At 64.5% G+C, this 19,704-nt stretch carries 19 protein-coding genes and 1 riboswitch; of the genes, 11 read left to right on the top strand and 8 right to left on the bottom strand.

Translation table 11 applies throughout. The features are described from left to right. Positions 1 to 138: 138 nt before the first annotated feature. Positions 139 to 1,398, bottom strand: a complete 1,260-nt coding sequence (locus tag C2L66_RS25605) for a cyanate transporter (protein ID WP_060605735.1) — start codon at positions 1,396 to 1,398, stop codon at positions 139 to 141. Between the two features lie 177 nt (positions 1,399 to 1,575). Between C2L66_RS25605 and C2L66_RS25600 the strand changes: the two genes are divergently transcribed. Further along, entirely contained in the window at positions 1,576 to 2,283 is a 708-nt protein-coding gene (locus C2L66_RS25600) for a GntR family transcriptional regulator (RefSeq protein ID WP_054930772.1), read from the top strand. Between the two features lie 123 nt (positions 2,284 to 2,406). Here C2L66_RS25600 and infA read toward each other — a convergent pair whose 3' ends face one another. The 3 genes from infA to C2L66_RS25585 form a co-directional block, all read right to left on the bottom strand. Next, the gene (gene infA / locus C2L66_RS25595; protein WP_007743365.1) at positions 2,407 to 2,670 is read right to left on the bottom strand and encodes a translation initiation factor IF-1; all 264 of its coding nucleotides are present in this window, start codon (positions 2,668 to 2,670) and stop codon (positions 2,407 to 2,409) included. Positions 2,671 to 2,801: 131 nt separating this feature from the next. Further along, positions 2,802 to 3,089, bottom strand: coding sequence for a hypothetical protein (locus tag C2L66_RS25590; RefSeq protein WP_035988551.1), 288 nt, complete (start codon positions 3,087 to 3,089; stop codon positions 2,802 to 2,804). Positions 3,090 to 3,602: 513 nt separating this feature from the next. After that, complete coding sequence (locus tag C2L66_RS25585; RefSeq protein WP_060605736.1) at positions 3,603 to 3,821, bottom strand: hypothetical protein; 219 nt, start codon at positions 3,819 to 3,821, stop codon at positions 3,603 to 3,605. A gap of 213 nt (positions 3,822 to 4,034) precedes the next feature. Here C2L66_RS25585 and C2L66_RS25580 point away from each other — a divergent pair, with 213 nt between their 5' ends. Further along, complete coding sequence (locus C2L66_RS25580) at positions 4,035 to 4,433, top strand: hypothetical protein (RefSeq protein WP_054930775.1); 399 nt, start codon at positions 4,035 to 4,037, stop codon at positions 4,431 to 4,433. A gap of 15 nt (positions 4,434 to 4,448) precedes the next feature. On the opposite strand, the gene C2L66_RS25575 is transcribed toward C2L66_RS25580, so the two are convergent. Then, positions 4,449 to 5,024 (bottom strand): histidine phosphatase family protein, encoded by a 576-nt coding sequence (locus C2L66_RS25575; RefSeq protein ID WP_060605739.1) that lies wholly within the window; start codon positions 5,022 to 5,024, stop codon positions 4,449 to 4,451. Between the two features lie 47 nt (positions 5,025 to 5,071). Then, a riboswitch (cobalamin riboswitch) is annotated at positions 5,072 to 5,226 on the top strand. A 44-nt stretch (positions 5,227 to 5,270) separates the two neighbouring features. On the opposite strand from C2L66_RS25575, the gene C2L66_RS25570 reads away from it, so the two are divergent. After that, positions 5,271 to 5,495, top strand: a complete 225-nt coding sequence (locus C2L66_RS25570; RefSeq protein WP_060607189.1) for a CbtB domain-containing protein — start codon at positions 5,271 to 5,273, stop codon at positions 5,493 to 5,495. Positions 5,496 to 5,516: 21 nt separating this feature from the next. Then, positions 5,517 to 6,287: a CbtA family protein gene (locus tag C2L66_RS25565; RefSeq protein ID WP_060605742.1), complete on the top strand. Its 771-nt coding sequence runs from the start codon at positions 5,517 to 5,519 to the stop codon at positions 6,285 to 6,287. On the opposite strand, the gene C2L66_RS25560 is transcribed toward C2L66_RS25565, so the two are convergent. Next, a complete protein-coding gene (locus C2L66_RS25560; protein ID WP_060605745.1) occupies positions 6,278 to 7,228 on the bottom strand; it encodes a LysR family transcriptional regulator in 951 nt (316 codons plus the stop codon). The genes C2L66_RS25565 and C2L66_RS25560 overlap by 10 nt on opposite strands. Before the next feature lie 107 nt (positions 7,229 to 7,335). On the opposite strand from C2L66_RS25560, the gene C2L66_RS25555 reads away from it, so the two are divergent. Together C2L66_RS25555 and C2L66_RS25550 are read left to right on the top strand one after the other, a co-directional pair. Continuing rightward, positions 7,336 to 8,286, top strand: coding sequence for an AEC family transporter (locus C2L66_RS25555; RefSeq protein ID WP_060605748.1), 951 nt, complete (start codon positions 7,336 to 7,338; stop codon positions 8,284 to 8,286). 180 nt (positions 8,287 to 8,466) lie between these two features. Then, positions 8,467 to 10,014: a methyl-accepting chemotaxis protein gene (locus tag C2L66_RS25550; protein ID WP_060605751.1), complete on the top strand. Its 1,548-nt coding sequence runs from the start codon at positions 8,467 to 8,469 to the stop codon at positions 10,012 to 10,014. An 867-nt stretch (positions 10,015 to 10,881) separates the two neighbouring features. Here the strand turns inward: C2L66_RS25550 and C2L66_RS25545 are convergent. Continuing rightward, positions 10,882 to 11,619 carry a FadR/GntR family transcriptional regulator gene (locus C2L66_RS25545; protein WP_054930767.1) on the bottom strand — a complete coding sequence of 246 codons (738 nt, stop codon included), beginning with the start codon at positions 11,617 to 11,619 and terminating at the stop codon, positions 10,882 to 10,884. A 196-nt stretch (positions 11,620 to 11,815) separates the two neighbouring features. Here C2L66_RS25545 and lhpH point away from each other — a divergent pair, with 196 nt between their 5' ends. The 3 genes from lhpH (at position 11,816) to zwf (ending at position 15,465) form a co-directional block, all read left to right on the top strand. Next, the gene (gene lhpH / locus C2L66_RS25540; protein ID WP_060605754.1) at positions 11,816 to 12,823 is read left to right on the top strand and encodes a trans-3-hydroxy-L-proline dehydratase; all 1,008 of its coding nucleotides are present in this window, start codon (positions 11,816 to 11,818) and stop codon (positions 12,821 to 12,823) included. Between the two features lie 22 nt (positions 12,824 to 12,845). Then, positions 12,846 to 13,763 carry a bifunctional Delta(1)-pyrroline-2-carboxylate/Delta(1)-piperideine-2-carboxylate reductase gene (gene lhpI, locus C2L66_RS25535; protein ID WP_060605757.1) on the top strand — a complete coding sequence of 306 codons (918 nt, stop codon included), beginning with the start codon at positions 12,846 to 12,848 and terminating at the stop codon, positions 13,761 to 13,763. Positions 13,764 to 13,980: 217 nt separating this feature from the next. Further along, positions 13,981 to 15,465 (top strand): glucose-6-phosphate dehydrogenase, encoded by a 1,485-nt coding sequence (gene zwf / locus C2L66_RS25530; protein ID WP_054930764.1) that lies wholly within the window; start codon positions 13,981 to 13,983, stop codon positions 15,463 to 15,465. Between the two features lie 112 nt (positions 15,466 to 15,577). Here the strand turns inward: zwf and C2L66_RS25525 are convergent, their stop codons facing one another. Further along, positions 15,578 to 16,663 (bottom strand): GlxA family transcriptional regulator, encoded by a 1,086-nt coding sequence (locus C2L66_RS25525; protein WP_054930763.1) that lies wholly within the window; start codon positions 16,661 to 16,663, stop codon positions 15,578 to 15,580. A 369-nt stretch (positions 16,664 to 17,032) separates the two neighbouring features. Here C2L66_RS25525 and C2L66_RS25520 point away from each other — a divergent pair, with 369 nt between their 5' ends. Together C2L66_RS25520 and C2L66_RS25515 are read left to right on the top strand one after the other, a co-directional pair. Next, positions 17,033 to 18,421, top strand: coding sequence for an L-serine ammonia-lyase (locus C2L66_RS25520; RefSeq protein ID WP_054930762.1), 1,389 nt, complete (start codon positions 17,033 to 17,035; stop codon positions 18,419 to 18,421). Positions 18,422 to 18,449: 28 nt separating this feature from the next. Beyond that, on the top strand, positions 18,450 to 19,694 hold the full coding sequence (locus C2L66_RS25515; protein WP_042313915.1) for a sarcosine oxidase subunit beta family protein: 1,245 nt from the start codon (positions 18,450 to 18,452) through the stop codon (positions 19,692 to 19,694). Positions 19,695 to 19,704: the final 10 nt, after the last annotated feature.

Genomic DNA, 19,704 nt, shown 5'->3' with positions numbered 1-19,704 from the left:
CTGCGCACAGCTTCGAGTGATCATTGCAGCATCCTGTTGTCGCACCGTGTCAGTGCGCGTCCCGGTGCGCTGCACCTGTTTGGCGCGAAGCAGCGAGTGCGGAGCCAGCCCATCTACGACCTGCTCGCGTAGCGCGCTTTACCGCGAGCCGAGCCAGCGTGCGTAGCTGCGCGGCGAAAATGCGAAGGTCAAGGCGATCATCGCGGCGATGCAGGCCGCGAGCATGATCCACGCGGCCGCGAAGCTGCCCGTCAGGTCGCGCAAGCGTCCGGCGACGACAGGCGAAATCGCCGCCACGATGAAGCCCACGCCCTGCACGAACGCAACGAGCTTTCCGGCGAGGCGATGATCGCCGGCATGATCGAGCGCCGTCACGAGCGTCAGCGAGAACGTACCACCGAGTCCCGCGCCTGCAATCGCGACCCACGCGAGCGGCAACGCATCCGGATACGCGAGCAGCCCGACGATCCCCACCAGTTGCGCGGACAGTCCGGCGACGAGCCACGGCCGGCGGTCGCGGAACGACGCGGCCGCGAGCGGCAGCAGTAGCGCCGACGCCGCCTGGAAGACGGTCATCGCCGCGAGCAGCGAACCGCTCTGCGCGACGCTCGCGCCACGTTGCTGGTAGTACGCGGGCAGCCACGCAACCAGCGTCGTGTAGCCGCCATTGACGAGGCCGAAGTGCAGGCCCAATGCCCACGCGCGGCGCTTCTTCCAGATCGCCACATGCGCGTGCCCAGGACTCGCAGCCAGGGGCGCGGCGGCGGGTCCATCGAGCGCCGATGCGCGGCGTTGCAGCGCGAGCCAGCACATGCAGGCGAGCGCAGCAGGCACGGCCCACATCGCGAGGCCCGCGTGCCATGAACCGGACGCCTTCGCGACATAGGGGCTGAGGCTCGCGCCCAGCCCGCCGCCGCCCATGATCGACGCGGAGAACAGGCCCATCGCAAGCGGCACGCGTGCATGAAAGCGCTGCTTCATCACGCCCGGCAACAGCGCCTGAATGACGGCGACGCCCGTGCCCGCGACGAGCGCCGTCATCAGCAACGCCGTGCCGCTCGAAGCAGCCAGCCGCGCGCCGCACGCGACACCAATAGCCAGCAGCCCCAGCGCGACCCCGCGCGCTTCGCCGACCACGCGCGTCAGCAAGCCCGCGCCGAACGCGCCGAATCCCATCGCGACGACAGGCAGGCTGGTCAACAGCGAGGCGCCCGAGAAACTGAGACCCGTGGCCGCGCGGATCGTCGCCATCAACGGGCTCACGGACGTCAGCAGCGGCCGCAGGTTGATGCCGATCGCCACGATGACGGCAAGCCAGAGCCCGTCCTGCCACGATAGGGCCGACGATGTCGTGCGATGCGAAATGCGCGGGGAATCGATGCCGGGAGTCTGGTTCACGGGGTGTCCTACGGATCAGTCGAAAGCGTTTGGTTAACCATAATATCGGAAAATGGTTAACCATTCGGCGCAAATCCGCTATCCCCGGTATTGGGCCGATGCTGTCGACGCTTCATGCGCGTAGGGCCGCGCGCCGCTAAAATACGGCCGCCGCCGCCACCTTCCCACTCGCACACCATGGCCACACGCCCGCACACACCGCCGCCTGCCCCGGAAGACGACAACGTCGAGGACCGCATCTATGCGTCGATCACCACGGCGCTGCTCGAAGGCCGGCTGCGCCCGGGCGCGCAGCTCGTCGAGCGCGATCTCGCGGCCGCGTTCAACTGCACGCGCGGCGCGCTGCGCAAGGTGCTGGCGCGGTTGGGGTTCGAAGGCAAGCTGGTGCTGGAAGCGAATCGCGGCGCGTTCGTGCCGGCGCCGTCGGAGGAGGATGTGCGCCAGGTCTATCGCGCGCGGCAGATCGTCGAGGCTGGGATCGTCACCGCGCTATGCGGTGCGCTGTCGTCGCAGGACAGGCGTGTGCTGAAGGCGCATATCGCAAGCGAGAAAAAGGCGCTGAAGGAAGGCCGCGTGGATGAACAGGTGCGGCTGGCGGGGCACTTTCATGTGCTGCTGACGCAGATCGCGGGGAGCGCGGAGTTGCAGGGCTTCGTCGCGCAACTCGTGGCGAAGACGGAGCTGTACAAGGCGCTTTACGATCCGTCGAAGGGCACGACCTGCTCCGCCGACGAACACGCGCAGCTCATCGAGGCGCTGGACGATGGTGACTTGAACGCGGCGCTCGAAGCAATGCGCGCGCATCTCGCGGAACTGGAAGAGCGCGTCGTGACGCGTATGCAGACCAGCGCGAGCGACGATCCGCGTGCGGTCTTTCGTGGGTGAATCGATCGGCATGCGTTGCACATGCCGCATCTCTTACGGTGATCGACGGTTGCCCTGTACGTCGATTCACCATTGCGTCGCGCCGGTCATGAGCGCGGGACGCTTCAGTGGGTTGCCGCTACGTTAGCGGCGGCGCATGGGTGCGCTACGCGGGCCGCTGCTTCGTTCGTCCTTGTGACGGAAATTGATGCGCCCTTTGGTCAGGTCGTAGACCGACAGTTCGAGCGTGACGCGGTCGCCCGCGAGGATACGGATGTGATTCTTGCGCATGCGTCCCGACGCGTACGCGCCCACGACCACGCCGTTATCCAGCGTGACGCGGTAGCGGCTATCGGGTAGTACTTCGTCGACGATGCCGTCCAGTTCAAGCAGTTCTTCTTTCGCCATGCATTACTCCTGGTCGATGAGGGAAGGGTGCGGCGCGCGCGGCGCGCAGCGTAATTTGCGCGGCAGCACGAAGGCTGCCGCGTCGATGCGGTGAGACGATGATGCTGATGCGCGCGTTGCGCTGCGCGAGATCAAAGGTCGGAAACCGTCTGTCCGTCGACCCGGCCGTCGATCACTTGTGCTGCATGCTCCATGCAGGCTATGCGGGCCTTGCCCGCGCCTTCGAACGGCCGGAAATACGACAGGCGGAACACGCGGCCATCGGCGGCGGCGTTCGCGCCGACCCGGCAGATGCGAACCGACGCGTCATAGCCGCTGTCGATCGAATTGCGGTGCGCCACGCCGTTCGCCGTGCGGCGCGGATAGATCAGCGGATGAATTTCGTAGCCCTTGTACGTCTTGATGCCTTGCGTCGTCATATACACAGTCCTGTGATGCGGCTGCCGGCGCGCGTCACTGCAACGGGCAGGCGCGGCGAATAGGCAGCGGGCGGCGCAGCGCCATGGGGCGCGCCGCAATGGAAAAAGTCTCGCGCGAGCCGTATGCGCTGGCTCGGACGCAACCGCGATCAACGCGGAACGGATGGAGAAAAATACGCTGATGCCGCACGGGCAACGAACGTAGCGAATGTCACCCCGTCGGGTTCAGGCGTGCAGCGCGTGGCCGGAGTGACGAAGACCGCCGTGTTGCCGCTGCATGATGTTGCGCGATAACGGGACGGCTGGGATGCAATGCAATCAGTGCAACGCGGCGAAGACGAGAAGACGTTGACGCGTTACGGTGAAGAAGTTGACGGGTGATGCGGGCAGAGCGCTGCGTTAAATATATTATGCCCTAAAAACAGGGCTTTGGGTAGCAGAAACTTTCCCGCGACCGCTTTCGCGGAGCATGCCCGTCTGGCGCGCGGCACCGCGCGCGGCCGCTCGGCGCGCTCAGTCGGCCGTTTGCGTCAAGCGTTTCTGGAGTTCGCGGCTGGCGGCGAGCGGAATGCGCGCATCGTCCCACTTGGCAAGCCATTCGACTTCCTTCGACGTGAAAACCTGGCCGTGGTTGCGCAGCGCGTACTGCAGCGAATCGATGATGTGATTGCGGATGATCTCGGGCGTGCGTGCATCGTCGAGCACGGAACGAAACGCTTCGAGCGTAGCCATCAGTTGCCTCTTTTCGGTGAACGCTTGTGAATGATCTGACTCTTGAGTCTCGTCTTTTATCGCACATCAAAAAGCGCGGTGCCACGCGGTCAAAATTCACGCGGTCAGATGTCCGCAGGCCATGCCGGGTATGCGCTTTGCAACGCGCCCGAGGCGCCTGACGCACTATTCGGCTCGCCATTCCAGACGATTCCAGACAACTCGAGGTCCGCCATGACAATCAGAGCAATCGCGCCGCTCGCGCTATGGACCGTCGCACAACTGGCCGTCGCGGCAACGGGCGATGCATCGTGCGGCGTGCTGGCGGGCGCGGGCGCGTCGGGCGCATCGAGCGTGTCGGCCGCGAGCGGCTTCGCGTTGCGCGACGGCGAGCCCGTCGATTTCATCGCGGGCGGCAAGACGGTGCCGGGCACGCTGCATGTGTTGAAGGACGGCGGCATCTATCGCGCGTACTGGCAGCCGCAAGGCCGCCCCGAGCGCTACGTGCTCGCCAACGCGGGGACGGATGCCGTGCGCCTGATCGCGACGCCGGCGCAGGGCAAGCCCGCCACCGACGGCATGCCTGGCACGACGCTCAATCCGCAGCAGGTGCTGTCGTGTCCGACGCTGTGAGCGCGCGCGGGCGTCTCAGCTTCGACGGTCCGGTGCGGGCCACCACGTCCAGCCGCGCTGATCGCGTTGCAGTTCGACGACGGAAAGGGGCGGCACCTCGATACGCGCGAATCTCGCGGACGGCGCTTGCAGCACATGCATGAGCGCCGCGCGGATCACTCCCGCATGCGTGACGGCGATGACCGTGCCGCGCTGCTCGAACGCATCGAGCCAGCCGCCGACACGCAAGGTCAGCGCATCGAATGATTCGCCGCCATGCGGCGCGGATGACGGATCGCGCGTCCATGTGTCGAGTGCGTTCGTGTCCTCGTTCGCCACGTCGAGCAAACGGCGCCCACGCCAGCGGCCGAAGTCGGCGTCGGCGAGATCCGGTACGATCGTCGCCGCCAGTCCAAGCGCCCGCGCCGTGTCCAGCGCGCACGCAGCGGGGCTGCTGAGCGCGGCATCGGCGTTCAGCAAGCCGGCATGCGATGCGCGAAACGACGTGGCTTCTTCGACCGCGCGGGTATCGAGGGGATCGTCGGCGGGGAACGTGCCCTTGCGTTGCGCGGCCGTCGCCGGGTGGCTGATCAACAACAGGCGTGTGCGCATCGACGGCCTTGGGTCCGGGAAATGGGAAGAAAGAGGGTAAGAAACAGGAGAGCGTTTCGCAGTTTAGCCGTAGAATAGTCGCCACTCGAAGCGCGGAAGCCGGTGCAAGCCCGGCGCGGTCGCGCCACTGTAATCGGCAGCAAATGCGTACACAACAGGCTGTACACAAGCCGGAAGCCAGACCCAAGCTTCGACCTCTCTCATCATTCGACTATCGGGGCGCGTAACCCCAAGGAGATGTCCGTCATGAACGACGCCGTTCTCGACCACGCCGGTCAGACCGATCAACCTGTCATCACCCCCATCCCGCTGCGCGAGCTGCTGCCCTGGATTCTGTTCGGCGGCCTGCTGATGCTGCTCGCGCTCTATTTCGTCGGCGCCGAACAGGGCGCGACTTCGCTGATTCCCGGCATGTACGTGCATGAATTCGTGCACGACGGCCGCCATCTGCTCGGCTTTCCTTGCCACTGATCGCGTAAGGGAGTCATCACCATGGTGGGTAAGTTATTGATGCGAGGGATGCTCGCAGGCATCGTCGCGGGTTTGCTGACGTTCGCCTTTGCGCGCGTGGCAGGCGAGCCGCTCGTCGATACGGCGATCTCGTTCGAAGAAAAGATGCAAACCGCGCACGATCACGGCGACGCCAGCGGCGCTCACGATCATGAAGAAGAACTCGTCAGCCGCGGCACGCAGGCGGGCCTCGGTCTGCTGACGGGCGTCGTCGCATATGGCATGGCGTTCGGCGGGCTGTTCGCGCTGACGTTCGCGTATCTGCATGGACGCGTCGGCCGGCTCGGCGCACGTGCGTTGTCGGCGTGGCTCGCAGTGGGCGCCTATGTCGCCGTCGTGCTGGTGCCGACCATCAAGTATCCGGCGAATCCGCCTTCCGTGGGCGATCCGGAAACCATCGGCATGCGCACGGGGCTGTTCTTCCTGATGATCGTCACGTCGCTCGTCGTGGCGGTGTTCTCGATGAAAGTCCGCAAGCACCTGGTGTCGCGGCTCGGCGTGTGGAACGCGTCGATCGTGGGCGGAATCGTGTTCGTCGCGATCATCGCCGCGATCCAGATCGCGCTGCCGACGGTCAACGAAGTGCCCGAAGCGTTCCCCGCCGTCGTGCTGTGGAAGTTCCGCTTCACGGCGCTCGGCATGCAGGCAATCATGTGGGCCACGATCGGCCTGTTGTTCGGGGCACTGGTCGAGCGCAGCGAACGCATCGCGCGCGCATCGGCTGCATCGGCGCGCAACTCGGCTTATCTGTAACGCTGCTTTTCCGCGTCTGCGCCTGAATGCGCAGACGCGCGGCTCTCTTCCCCGTTTCGTTCCGCTCGCCGCTTCCAGGCAATCTCCAGAAACCGCGCCAGACATGGGTTGCGGTTCGACGGCGACCAGACGAGCATTTGCGAAATCGTCGGCGCGTCGTCGAGCGGTCTGAAGACGACGCCTACGAGTTGCGCCTTGCGCATCGACTCCGGCACCAGCGCGATCCCCACGCCTTCGTCGACGAGACTCAACACTGTCTGCTGCAACTGCACTTCGAAGCGCACATCGGGCGCGAAACCGCCTTGCGCGCAATGATCGACGATGGTCGCGCGCAGGCTCGGCGACACGGCTTCCGACGCCATCACGAACGGCTCGCGCGCGAGCTGCGCGATCTTCAGTTGATGCGCGCAGGCGAGCGGATGCTCGCGCGACAACGCGACGCATAGCGGCTCGGTGAAGATCGCGCGGGTGTCGAGATCCTTGCTTTGCGCGCCCGGAAACATGATTGCGGCGTCGATCTGCCCGCTCAGCACCTGCGGCGCCAGATCATTCGATACGACTTCGCGCAGGTTGAGCGTGACGCCGGGCCAGGCGTCACCGTACGCGCGCGCATAGCTGGGCAGCACGCTGTACGCGGCGCACATCGTGAAGCCGACGGTCAACTGGCCAGTGTCGCCGGCGGCCGCCGCGCGGGCATGTCTGGCCGCCTGCTCGATCGACGCGAGTATCGCCTTCGCGTCCTCGTAGAAACGCTCGCCCGCGGCCGTGAGCGTGACGCTGCGCGGACTGCGCTCGATCAGCGTGACGCCGAGCGCGGCTTCCAGCGCAGCTAGTTGCCGGCTCAGCGGCGGCTGCGACAGGTTCAGCCGCGCGGCCGCACGCCCGAAATGGCGGGTTTCGGCGAGCGTGACGAAGTAGCGAAGCGGCTTGACGTCGAGCATGATGCAAAAAAAGTATCGTCGAGGGTTGGATTCGGCATTGGATTGTATAGGTGTAAACGCTTACCCTTGCGCGTTTCCTCCCTTTTTACCTTCGTTGCCGCAACTTCATGCTGTCTACGCTCGAAATCCTGCTGCCCGTCTTTGCGCTGATCTTCGCGGGCTTCTTTTGCCGCCGTCGCAATCTGCTCGGCCCCACGGCAGCTTCCGAACTGAACCGCTTCGTGGTGTGGCTCGCGCTGCCCGCATTGCTGTTCGACACGATGGCCCATTCGACCTGGCATCAGCTCGATCAGCCGGCCTTCATCGCGACGTTCTCGATTGCCTGCGCGGGCGTGTTCGTGGTTGTGCTGCTGGCGCGGCTCGCCAGCGGGCGGCATCTTGCCGATGCAAGCGTCGACGCGATTGCCGCGTCGTATCCGAACACCGGCTACATCGGCTTTCCGCTCGGGCTGCTCGCATTCGGCAGGGCGAGCCTCACGCCGACCACCATCGCGACGATCATCGTCGCCTGCGTGCTGTTCGCGCTCGCGATCGTGCTGATCGAGATCGGCCTGCAGACCGAGCGCACGCCGCACAAGCTCGGCGCAAAAGTGGTGTGGCGGCTGCTGCGCAATCCGCTGATCGCGTCGCCGATTCTCGGTGTGCTGGCGGCGAGCGCAGATGTCGCGCTGCCGCACAGCGTCGAGACGTTCCTGAAGCTGCTGAGCGGCGCGGCGAGCCCGTGCGCGCTGGTGAGCCTCGGGCTGTTCCTCGCGGAAAAGCGCACGCCGGCGGAGCAGGCGGCCGAGCCCGTCACGTCGTTCGTGCTGACGGCCATCAAGCTGATCGCTCAGCCTGCGCTCGCATGGTGGATCGCCGCGCGTGTGTTCGCGCTGCCCGCCCCGATGGTCGACATGGCCGTGCTGCTCGCCGCGCTGCCGACGGGCACAGGCCCTTACATGCTTGCCGAGTTCTACGAACGCGAGGCGCACATCACCTCGCAGACCATTCTGCTGTCGACGCTGGGATCGCTCGTTTCGCTGTCGCTGCTGCTGTTCTATATGCACGCGCCTGGGTGACGACGGCAGGTTGATCCGGTGTCGCGGGCTAGCAACGCGCGCTGAATGAGCAGTGGTCTGCTCATTTTTTTCGCCTTACACTCGCCTAAAGTTCCATATAAGGAAACATGTTTTATATATGGAACAAGCGCGGCCGGGCTCATTGGCGAAAAACAGCAAGACAGCGAGAGACCAGACAACATGAAAAGCTTGACCATCAACGCCCGGATCGCGACGACGATTGCGTTTCTCGGCGTGCTGCTGATCGCGACGGGCGCGCTCGGCATTTTCGGCATGGCGAAGAGCAACCGGGCGCAGCGCGACGGGTACGAGGTCAATTTTGCGTCGGTGGTGGCGCTGGGCCGTTCGGGGACGGCGATGTCGCGGGCGCGCTTCGGCCTCGACTGGGCCATGAGCAATCCGCATTCGCCGCAGCTCGGCGAGCAGTTGAACCGCGCGAAGCGTCTGCTCGGCGACGCCGACAGGGCATGGGCCGAATTCCGGGCGCTGCCGAAGACCCCCGCGCTGCAAAGCCTTACCGACGATCTCGACGCGAAACGCACGGCGGTGCTGCGCGACGGCATCGACCAGTTGATCCAGGCGATCGGCAGTGGCGACACGAACTGGATGGACGAGAGCCGCGCGAATCATCTGATTGGCCTGTATTCGGCGATGAACGCGAGTCAGGGCGCGCTGGAGAAATATCTCGACGACGCTGCGCAGGCCGCCGCCGACCATTCGTCCGCGACGTTTCGCACGCTGCTGACGGCGTGCATCGCGAGCATTGCCGTCGGGCTGGGCGTCGCGTACCTCAGCTGGCGGGCGTTGCGTCGGGCGATCATGTCGCCGATGCGCGACGCGCTTGGCCAGTTCGACGCGATTGCATCGGGCGAACTGCGCACGCGCGTCGAGATCCGTTCTGAGGACGAGATGGGCACGCTGCTGCACGGCCTCGCGACGATGCAGGACAAGCTCGGCGCGACGATCACGACGGTGCGCAAGGGTTCCGATTCGATCGCGGCGGCGACACAGCAGATCGCGGCGGGCAACCTCGATCTGTCGCAGCGCACGGAGGAGCAGGCTGCGTCGCTGGAACAGACGGCTGCGGCGATGGACGAGCTGACATCGACCGTGCAGTTGAACGCCGAGAACGCGCAGCACGCGAGCAAGCTGGCCGAAGACGCATCGTCGATGACGGCGCACGGGCGCGAAGCCGTCGGCAGCCTTGTCGAGACGATGCATCTGATTGACGCCGGTTCGTCGAAGATGACGGGCATCATCACGGCGATCGAAGGGATTGCGTTTCAGACCAATATTCTGGCGCTGAACGCGGCTGTCGAGGCGGCGCGCGCGGGCGAGGAGGGGCGCGGCTTCGCGGTCGTCGCGGGGGAGGTGCGCAGCCTTGCGCAACGCTCGGCGGCGGCGGCGAAGGAGATCGGCATCCTGATCGCAGATTCGACGTCGCGCGTCGCGCACGGCGCGCAGATCGCGACGGGCGCGGGCGATACCATTCGCGATATCGAGACCGCCATTTCTCGGGTCGCGAAGATTGTTGGCGAGATTGCGACGGCGTCGCAGCAGCAAAGCGACGGGATCAAGGAAGTGAGCCTCGCGGTTACGCAGATGGATGAAGTGACGCAGCAGAACGCGGCGCTGGTGGAAGAGAATGCTGCGACGGCGGCGGCGCTTGCGGATGAGGCTAAGCGGTTGAGTGAGTTGACGGCGGCGTTTAGGGTGGGAGTGGGCTGAGGGTTCAGGGTGGATTCGGGTGTGCTTGTGTTGTTGCTGGCATCCGCCGGTTTGTTGTCTTGCTTCTCGCGTCGTCGCCGTTCGGTGTTTTGGCCTTTGCGCTGGCATCCGCGATTCGTTAGCGTGCTTCAGGCGTCGCCCCTGTGCGGGGCGGCACCTACTTTTCTTTGCCGCCGCAAAGAAAAGTAGGCAAAAGAAAGCGGCTCACACCGCCAACATTTCTTCTTGCCTGAGGGCCCCCACAGGTTCTTACACTTCACACGGCAACCACGTGACCCACGTTCGTTGCCAACGCTCTGAATGAGCGCCTCACCCACTTCAAGCACCCGCGTTTCGGCATGCCGCGCCAGCCAGTCCACCGCCGCCCAGGTGGCAAACTGTGTGTAGGCCGTAGCGCCTCACACGTCTCACTCCGGACTGATAGCGCATGCGTCCCACCCGGTAGGAGCGCCAAGATATACGACGCGACAACCTACACACAGTTTGCCACCTGGGCGGCACATACCATTCGCTGCCGCTGGCCCGGGTACGGGTAATTGAAGCGGGTGAGGCGTTTATTCGAAGCGTTGGCAACGGGCACCAACCAGGGCCACTGGTGTGTGAAGTGTGGGGACGTTGGGGGCCCGTGGGTAAGCGTCAAGAATTGGCGGTGTGAGCCGCTTTCTTTTGCCTACTTTTCTTTGCGGCGGCAAAGAAAAGTAGGTGCCGCCCCGCACAGGGGCGACGCGTGAAGCGAGCTAACGAATCGCGGATGCCAGCGCAAAACCCGGAACACCGAACGGCGAAGCATAAACCACGAAACCAAACCGCGGATGCCAGCGCAAAACACAAGCAAACCACCCAGCGTCGCCAGACAGACAAAAAAACCTACTTAGGCGCGATATCCCTCCGCACTCTCCTGATGTGCTGCTCGACATAAAACGCAGCCGCCTCGGCATCCCCATCCACGATAGCCTCATAGATCAACCGATGCTCGGACACATAAAGCCTGATCCGCCCAGGATCATGAATCCCGTCATCTTTGAGCCGTTTCCACAAAGGCTGATCCATAGCCTTCGCCACTTCGTCGGCGATCTTGACGAGCAGGGCATCGCCCGTCATCACCGCCAACTGCCGATGAAACAAACGATCGCTATCGTTCCATAGCGCGCGCTGCACGCCATCGGAGACATCGTCGATCGAATCCATCTGCGCAAGATAGTGCTCGGCAAGCTCGTCACGCTGGGCATTCGCGGCCGCGCGGCGCGCTATCGCAGGCTCCAGGATCAGACGAACATCGAGCGCCGACGTAGGGCTGAAGTCGGCATCACCCGGCATCTCGCCAGCAGCAGGCGCCGCCGCCAACCGCTGCAACGCGTCCGCGCAGACGTAAGTCCCCGAATTGCGCCGCGTCACGACCAAGCCCTCGTTCTGCAACGCGCCCAGCGCCTCCCGCACGGCAGGCCGCCCGACGCCGAACCGCGCCGCCAGATCGCGCTCCGACGGCAATCGCGCTTCAGGCGCGAACTGCCCGCTGCGAATCTCGCCGCGCATGCGCTCCGCGACCTGCTCGTAAATCTGCTTCGGGCGAAACGCGCGTTCCAGTGCGAATGAGGTCGAGGCCATGAATGCGTACCGTGCGACAAATGACAACAGAATGTGGACTGGCTTCAAACCAGTCTGCAGGATAAATTTTGAAACTGGTTGATCGACAACCAAAGCTGGTCTACATTTCGATCCAGTATAAGACAAAGACGATGGAGCGAGACGATATGTTGAACCAGCAACGGCCCGAAGCTTTCTTGCGAGGATCGAACGCATCATGAAGCTGAACCGCATGATCAGCACGGTCGAAGTGCACACGGGCGGCGAACCGTTTCGTATCGTCACGAGCGGGCTGCCGAAGATGCCCGGCAAGACCATCGTCGAGCGGCGCGCGTGGCTCAAGGAGCACGCCGATCATCTGCGCCGCGCGCTGATGCTGGAGCCGCGCGGCCACGCCGACATGTACGGCGGCTATCTGACCGATCCCGTCACGGAAGGCGCGGACTTCGGCATCATCTTCGTTCATAACGAGGGCTATAGCGACCATTGCGGCCACGGCGTGATCGCGCTGGCAACAACGGCCGTCTCGCTCGGGTGGGTCGAGCGCACAGAGCCGGAAACGCGCGTCGGCATCGATGCGCCTTGCGGCTTCATCGAAGCGTTCGTCAAATGGGACGGCGATCACGCCGGCAGCGTGCGCTTCGTCAACGTGCCGTCGTTTATCTGGCTGCGCGACGTGAGCGTCGAGACGCCCAGCTTCGGCACCGTGCGCGGCGATATCGCGTTCGGCGGCGCGTTTTACTTCTACACATCGGGCGAACCGTTCGGACTCGATGTGCGCGAAGACCACGTGGACCGCCTGATCCAGTTCGGCGCCGAAGTGAAGCGCGCGGCGAACGAGGCGTTCAAGGTTCAGCATCCGCAGATCCCCGAGATCAATCACATCTACGGCACCATCATCGACAACGCGCCGCGTCACGCGGGCTCCACGCAGGCCAATTGCTGCGTGTTCGCCGACCGCGAAGTGGACCGCTCGCCGACGGGCTCGGGCACGGCGGGGCGCGTCGCGCAACTATATCTGCGCGGGCAACTGCGCAAGGACGAGACGCTTGTCAACGAATCGATCATCGGCACGGTGTTTCGCGGGCGTGTGCTGTCCGAGACGAAGCTCGACCGCTTCGACGCCGTGATTCCGGAGATCGAAGGCGACGCGCATATTTGCGGTTTCGCGAACTGGCTCGTCGACGAGCGCGATCCGCTGACGTATGGCTTTCTGGTGCGCTGAACGCGCAAGGAGCAACCCCGACATGAGCAGCACGCCGATTTTCGACGCCGCCGGCACGGCGCGCCTGATTCCGTTTCGCGCGCTCGTGGACGCGCTGAAGACAGCCGCCGCCGACTACGCGGCCGGACGCGTCGCGAGCCCCGAGCGGCTGGTCGTGCCGCTGAACGACGACGGCATCATGCTGTCGATGCCCGCCGCGGCACGCGATCTCGCCATCCACAAGCTCGTCAACGTCTGCCCGCGCAATGGCGAGCGCGCGCTGCCGACCATCCACGGCCAGGTGATGGCGTTCGATCCCGACACGGGCAAGACGCTGTTCATTCTCGACGGTCCGACCGTCACGGGACGCCGCACGGCCGCGATGTCGATGCTCGGCATCGAGACGCTGTCGCGCGGCGCACCGAACGACATTCTGCTGATCGGCACGGGCACGCAGGCCGCGAGCCATCTGCGGGCAATCGGCGAGTTGTATCCGCAGGCGCGCGTGCGTGTGCTGGGCACGTCGGCGGCGCGGGCGCAGGCGTTCTGCGATGCGCAGCGCGACACGGTGCGCGATCTGCAAGCCTTGAGCGGCGCGGCGATTCCCGATTCCGTCGATACCGTGATCGCGCTGACGACGAGCCGGCAGGCCGTCTACGACGAAGCACCGCGCGCCGGGCGGCTGGTGATCGGCGTCGGTGCATTTACTCCGCAGATGTGCGAGATCGGCGCGCGCACGCTTGCGGGCAGCACGCTCTATGCCGACGATCTCGCGGGCGCAAGGCACGAAGCGGGGGACTTCATCCAGGCTGGGATCGACTGGTCGACGGTGACGGGCATCGAGGGCGCGCTGGCGAGCCAGCCATCGTTCGATACGCCCATCGTCTTCAAGACGGTCGGTTGCGCGGCATGGGATCTGGCGGCCGGGCGTGTCGCGCGGGCGGCGCTGGGCGCGGGTTGAGTGGTTGAGGCCTCGCAGGGTTCTTCTCCGTCGCCGCCCGGGTAAGGGAGGAAGCGGAACGAACGTCCGTGCCGTGTCACGACAGCAAGCGTGCAAACAATCCTAAAACGTTGCAACATAGTCGTCTCGCGCAAACCTGCCCGATTTCAGCGCCGCCTGAAAGGTGAGTCCGGACGGGCTTGCGTTTTTCCCAGCAGTTAATTTTTGCGACCGCGCTATGACGACTTCCACCGCTCCTGCTTCGCCGGACCGCCCGCTCGACATGATCATTTTCGGCGGCGCCGGCGACCTGTCAGCCCGCAAGCTGCTGCCCGCGCTGTATATGGCGCACACGCACGGAAATTTGCCGCCCGAAACGCGCATTCTCGCGATCGGCCGCCGCGAATGGGGGCGTGACGACTATCTGAAATGGATGGACGAGCAGAGCCGTCCGTTCATCGAATCGGGCGCGTTCGATGCGTCCGCCTGGGACCGCTTCCTGTCGCTGTTCGAATACGTGCGTGTCGATGTCGACCAGGCCGGCGACTACGAGCGTCTTGCCGAGGCATCGCGCCCGAACGCGCTGCGCGTGTTCTATCTGTCGACGTCGCCGGAACTGTTCACGACGATTTGCGACAACCTCTCGTCGCACGGTCTGCTCGACGAGCATTCGCGCGTCGTGCTCGAAAAACCGCTCGGTCACGATCTGGCGTCCGCGCAGGCGATCAACGATTCCGTCGGCAAGCATTTCTCCGAGCATCAGATCTACCGGATCGACCACTATCTCGGCAAGGAGACGGTGCAGAACCTGATGGTGCTGCGCTTCGGCAACGCGATCTTCGGGCCGCTGTGGCAGGCGCCGTATATCCGCAGCGTGCAGATCACGGTGGCGGAGTCGGTCGGCGTGGGCACGCGCGCGGGCTTCTACGACCATACGGGCGCGATGCGCGACATGGTGCAGAACCACTTGCTGCAACTGCTGTGCATCGTCGCGATGGAGCCGCCCGTATCGCTCGACGCCGATGCCGTGCGCGACGAAAAGCTGAAAGTGCTGCGCTCGCTGCGTCCGATGACGGCCGAGGACATCTCGCGCGATACGGTGCGTGGGCAGTACACGGCGGGCGCTGTCGGCGGCGAGCCGGTGAAGGGATACCTGGAAGAAGCGAACGTGCCCGCCGATAGCCGCGCGGAAACCTTCGTCGCGTTGCGCGCGCATATCAACAACTGGCGCTGGGCGAATGTGCCGTTCTATCTGCGCACGGGCAAACGGATGGCGAAGAAGCTGTCGGAGATCGTGATCGAGTTTGCGGATCTGCCGTTTTCGATCATGCCGAACAGTCCTTGTGGCCCGCGTAATTGCGGGAACCGGTTGGTGATCCAGTTGCAGCCGAATGAGTCGATCCAGTTGCAGATGCTTGCCAAGGAGCCGGGCAGCGGGATGCGCACGTTGCCCGTGAATCTGAATCTCGATCTGGAGCAGGCGTTCACGAGCCGTCGCGCGGAAGCGTATGAGCGCCTGTTGATCGACGTCGTGCGCGGCAGGCTCACTCACTTCATGCGCCGCGATGAACTGGAAGCGGCATGGACGTGGGTCGATCCCATCATCGAAGCGTGGAAGCGTAATGGTGACAAGCCGAGAGCTTATACGGCCGGGACCTTCGGGCCGGGGGCTTCGACGGCGATGATGGCGCGGGATAATATGGTTTGGTCGGAGGAGTCGTAAGATAACGAAGGCGGACCACAGGTCCGCCTTTTTGTTTTCAGCGTTCGCGCGGGGTTATCGAAATAAGGAAAAAGCGCAGCGCGTTTCCGACTCTATGGGGAGCGTGCTGCCCTCAAAACACATCCACTCTCCCCGGAAACGTCTCCTCATAAGCCACCGCCGCGTCCCCCTCAACGGGCGTTCCCCCGCGCTGCTCTCTGAACATCACCGGCGGCATCCCAAACTCCTTCCTGAACTCGCGCCCCAGGTGCGAAGCATCGGAAAACCCGCAACTCGAAGCAATATCCGCCACCGTCCTGTCCGAACTCGTCAGCAACCAGGCCGCCGTCCTCAACCGAACCTGCTTCGCAAACGCCTGCGGGCTCTTCCCCGTCTCCGCCTTGAACAGCCGCTCCAGCTGACGCGGCGACAGATCCAGCTTGCAAGCCAGTTCCTCCAGCGGCAGCGTGCGCCCGACATGCTGCTCCATCAGCAGAATCGCGCGCTTGACCTTCGGATGGGTCGCCGGCTCCAGCCCGGGCGGATGCGGCTGCGGCGCATTGCCTTTCTGCATTTCGCCGACCAGCAGAATCCGCAGCGCCTTCTGCACGGTCGCCGTCTCGAAGTGACGCAGCAAAATTGCCGCTGCCACATCGATCGAAGCCCGTCCGCCCGAACACGTAATCCGTCGACGGTCGATCACGAACAGCCGGTCCGCGATCAGCGCATCCGGATTGACGGAAGGAAAGCGCTCGACGAAATCCCAGTAGTGAAACCAGCTCACGCAAATCCGGTGCTCGTCGAGCACGCCCGCGCGCATCAACGCGAACACGCCCGTGCAAATGCCGACCAGCGTCGTGTTCCCGCGCGCCGCGGCGCGAATGAACTGCAAGGTCTCGTCGTTCGCCTGCGGCCCCGAATGCAACAGTCCGCCGACCACGACCACATAGTCGAACGGCTCCGCATCGGCGAAGGTTTCCCACGGCGTGATCTGGATGCCGCAACTCGCGCGCACGGGTGCGAGCGTGTCGCCGATCACGCTCCACGAGCAGCGTACGGGCTTGCTGTAGTCGCCTTCGTCGGCGGACAGGCGCAGCATGTCGACGAAGCCGGAGAACGCCGTCAGCGTGAAGTTCGGCAGCAGGACGATGCCGAAGCGGATGCGCTCCTTGGGCAGCGCATCGATGGAAGTCAACGGTAGCGAATCGACGATGGTCATGGCGCGATGGCGCAGTGGTCCAGCAAGTTCAATCGACTGAAAACAGAAAAACCAAACCCAAACGCGCCCGCACGCGGCATAACCCTAGCGTCGCCGATTCGCGCCTGCGTCTCTTGTCCTTTTCCGACACCGACTTGCGCTGATGCGAAGCGCGTTCATCCCCATGTGGCTTGGGCTCCGGCACGCTCGGCCCGCACTGGACTTGCGTTTTTCCGTCACTGAGTTGCGGAGAAACGAAGTCCGGGCGCCATCTGGCGTCGCCATCCCACGTCGATGCCGTTTTTGTTCTATCGGCCGATTTTACGCTTTGGTGTACTGGCGTCACTGCGCAAACCACGCAGCGCACCCATTCAACTGAGCAAGGTTTCCATGAACGTCAGCGTTTTCGACCTGTTCAAGATCGGCATCGGCCCATCCAGTTCGCACACGGTCGGCCCGATGATCGCCGCCTGCCGCTTCGCTTCGCATATCGAGGACGCGAACCTGCTCGCGTTCGTGCGCCGCGTGAAAGTCGAGCTGTACGGCTCGCTCGGCGCGACGGGCAAGGGCCACGGCACCGACAAGGCCGTGCTGCTCGGCCTCGAAGGCCATCTTCCCGACACCATCGACCCCGATCTGATCGAGCCGCGCCTCGCCGATATCCGCAAGGGCAAGCGCCTGGCGCTGCTCGGCAAACACGAGATCGCCTTCGACGAAAAAGAGCACATCGCGTTCTTCCGCCGCCTGATGAGCGGCACGGGCAGCGTGGTGCATCCCAACGGCATGCGCTTCCAGGCGTTCGACGAGAACGGCCAGTTGCTGGTCGAAAAAGAGTATTACTCGGTCGGCGGCGGCTTTGTTGTGAATCGCGAAGGCGATCGCGTGAACGGGGTGCGCGCGGGCGGCGAGGTCCCGTATCCGTTCCGCACGGGCGACGATCTGATGCGCGTGTGCCGCGAAAGCGGCCTGTCGGTGGCGCAGGTGACGTTCGCCAACGAATGCGCGTCGCGTGCCCCGGAAGACGTGCGCGAAGGCCTGCTGACCATCTGGCGCACGATGGCCGCATGCGTCGAACGCGGCTGCAAGATGCACGGCGAACTGCCCGGCCCGATGCGCGTGAAGCGCCGCGCCGCCGATCTCACCGTGCAACTGCGCACGCGTTCGGAAGAGTCGCTGCGCGATCCGCTGTCGATGCTCGACTGGGTCAATCTGTACGCGATGGCCGTCAACGAAGAGAACGCCGCCGGCGGCCGCGTGGTCACCGCGCCGACCAACGGCGCGGCGGGCGTGATTCCCGCCGTGCTGCACTACTACGTGAAGTTCGTGCCGGGCTCGAACGAAAACGGCATCGTCGACTTCCTGCTGACGGCGGCGGCGATCGGCATCATCTACAAGGAAACGGCGTCGATCTCGGGCGCGGAAGTGGGCTGCCAGGGCGAAGTGGGCGTCGCGTGCTCGATGGCGGCGGCGGCGCTCGCGGCCGTGATGGGCGGCACGCCGACACAAGTCGAGAACGCCGCCGAAATCGGCATGGAGCACAACCTGGGCATGACGTGCGACCCGGTCGGCGGCCTCGTGCAGATTCCGTGCATCGAGCGCAATGCGATGGGCGCGATCAAGGCGCTGAACGCATCGCGCATGGCGCTCAAGGGCGACGGCCAGCACTACGTGACGCTCGACAACGTCATCAAGACGATGCGCGAAACGGGCGCCGATATGAAAACGAAATACAAGGAGACGTCGCGCGGTGGTCTCGCCGTGAACGTCATCGAATGTTAATGGTAACGAGCAACAAGGGGTCTGCAAGATGAGCCGCTATTCGATATTCAGTCTGTTCCGCAACGGGTTGTCGTATCACGAGAACTGGGAGCGACAGTGGAGAAGCCCGGAACCGAAGAAGGAATACGACGTCGTGATCGTCGGCGGCGGCGGGCATGGTCTTGCGACCGCGTATTACCTCGCGAAGGAACACGGCGTGAAGAACGTCGCGATTCTGGAGAAAGGCTGGATCGGCGGCGGCAACACGGCGCGCAACACGACCATCGTGCGTTCGAACTATCTGTGGGACGAATCGGCGGCGCTGTACGAGAAGGCGATGAAGCTGTGGGAAGGCTTGTCGCAGGACCTCAACTACAACGTGATGTTCTCGCAGCGCGGCGTGCTGAATCTCGCACACACGCTCCAGGACGTGCGCGACACCGAGCGGCGCGTGAATGCTAACCGGCTGAACGGCGTCGATGCCGAGTTCCTCACGCCCGAGCAGATCAAGGAAATCGAGCCGACCATCAACCTGAATAGCCGCTATCCCGTGCTCGGCGCTTCGATTCAACGCCGTGCGGGCGTCGCGCGTCACGATGCCGTGGCGTGGGGCTTCGCACGCGGCGCGGATCAGGCGGGCGTCGACATCATCCAGAACTGCCAGGTGACGGGCATTCGCCGCGACGGCGGCCGCGTGACGGGCGTCGATACGGTCAAGGGCTTCATCAAGGCGAAGAAAGTCGCCGTCGTCGCAGCGGGCAACACGACGACGCTCGCCGACATGGCGGGCATCCGCCTGCCGCTCGAAAGCCATCCGCTGCAGGCGCTGGTGTCCGAGCCGATCAAGCCCGTCGTCAACTCGGTGATCATGTCGAACGCGGTGCACGCTTACATCAGCCAGTCCGACAAGGGCGACCTGGTGATCGGCGCGGGCGTCGACCAGTACACGGGCTTTGGGCAGCGCGGCAGCTTCCACATTATCGAAGGCACGCTGCAGGCCATCGTCGAAATGTTCCCGGTGTTCTCGCGCGTGCGGATGAACCGCCAGTGGGGTGGCATCGTCGACGTGTCGCCGGACGCGTGCCCGATCATCAGCAAGACCGACGTGAAGGGTCTGTACTTCAACTGCGGCTGGGGCACGGGCGGCTTCAAGGCGACGCCGGGCTCGGGCTGGGTGTTCGCGCACACCATCGCCAACGATGAACCGCATCCGCTGAACGCGGCGTTCTCGCTGGACCGCTTCTATACCGGCCATCTGATCGACGAACACGGCGCCGCTGCCGTGGCTCACTAAACGCACACAC

The sequence above is a fragment of the Paraburkholderia caribensis genome, assembly GCF_002902945.1.
GTDB classification, from domain to species: Bacteria; Pseudomonadota; Gammaproteobacteria; order Burkholderiales; family Burkholderiaceae; genus Paraburkholderia; species Paraburkholderia caribensis.
Note: the sequence above shows the minus strand (reverse complement) of the source record. Positions and strands in the feature narration are given on the sequence as shown.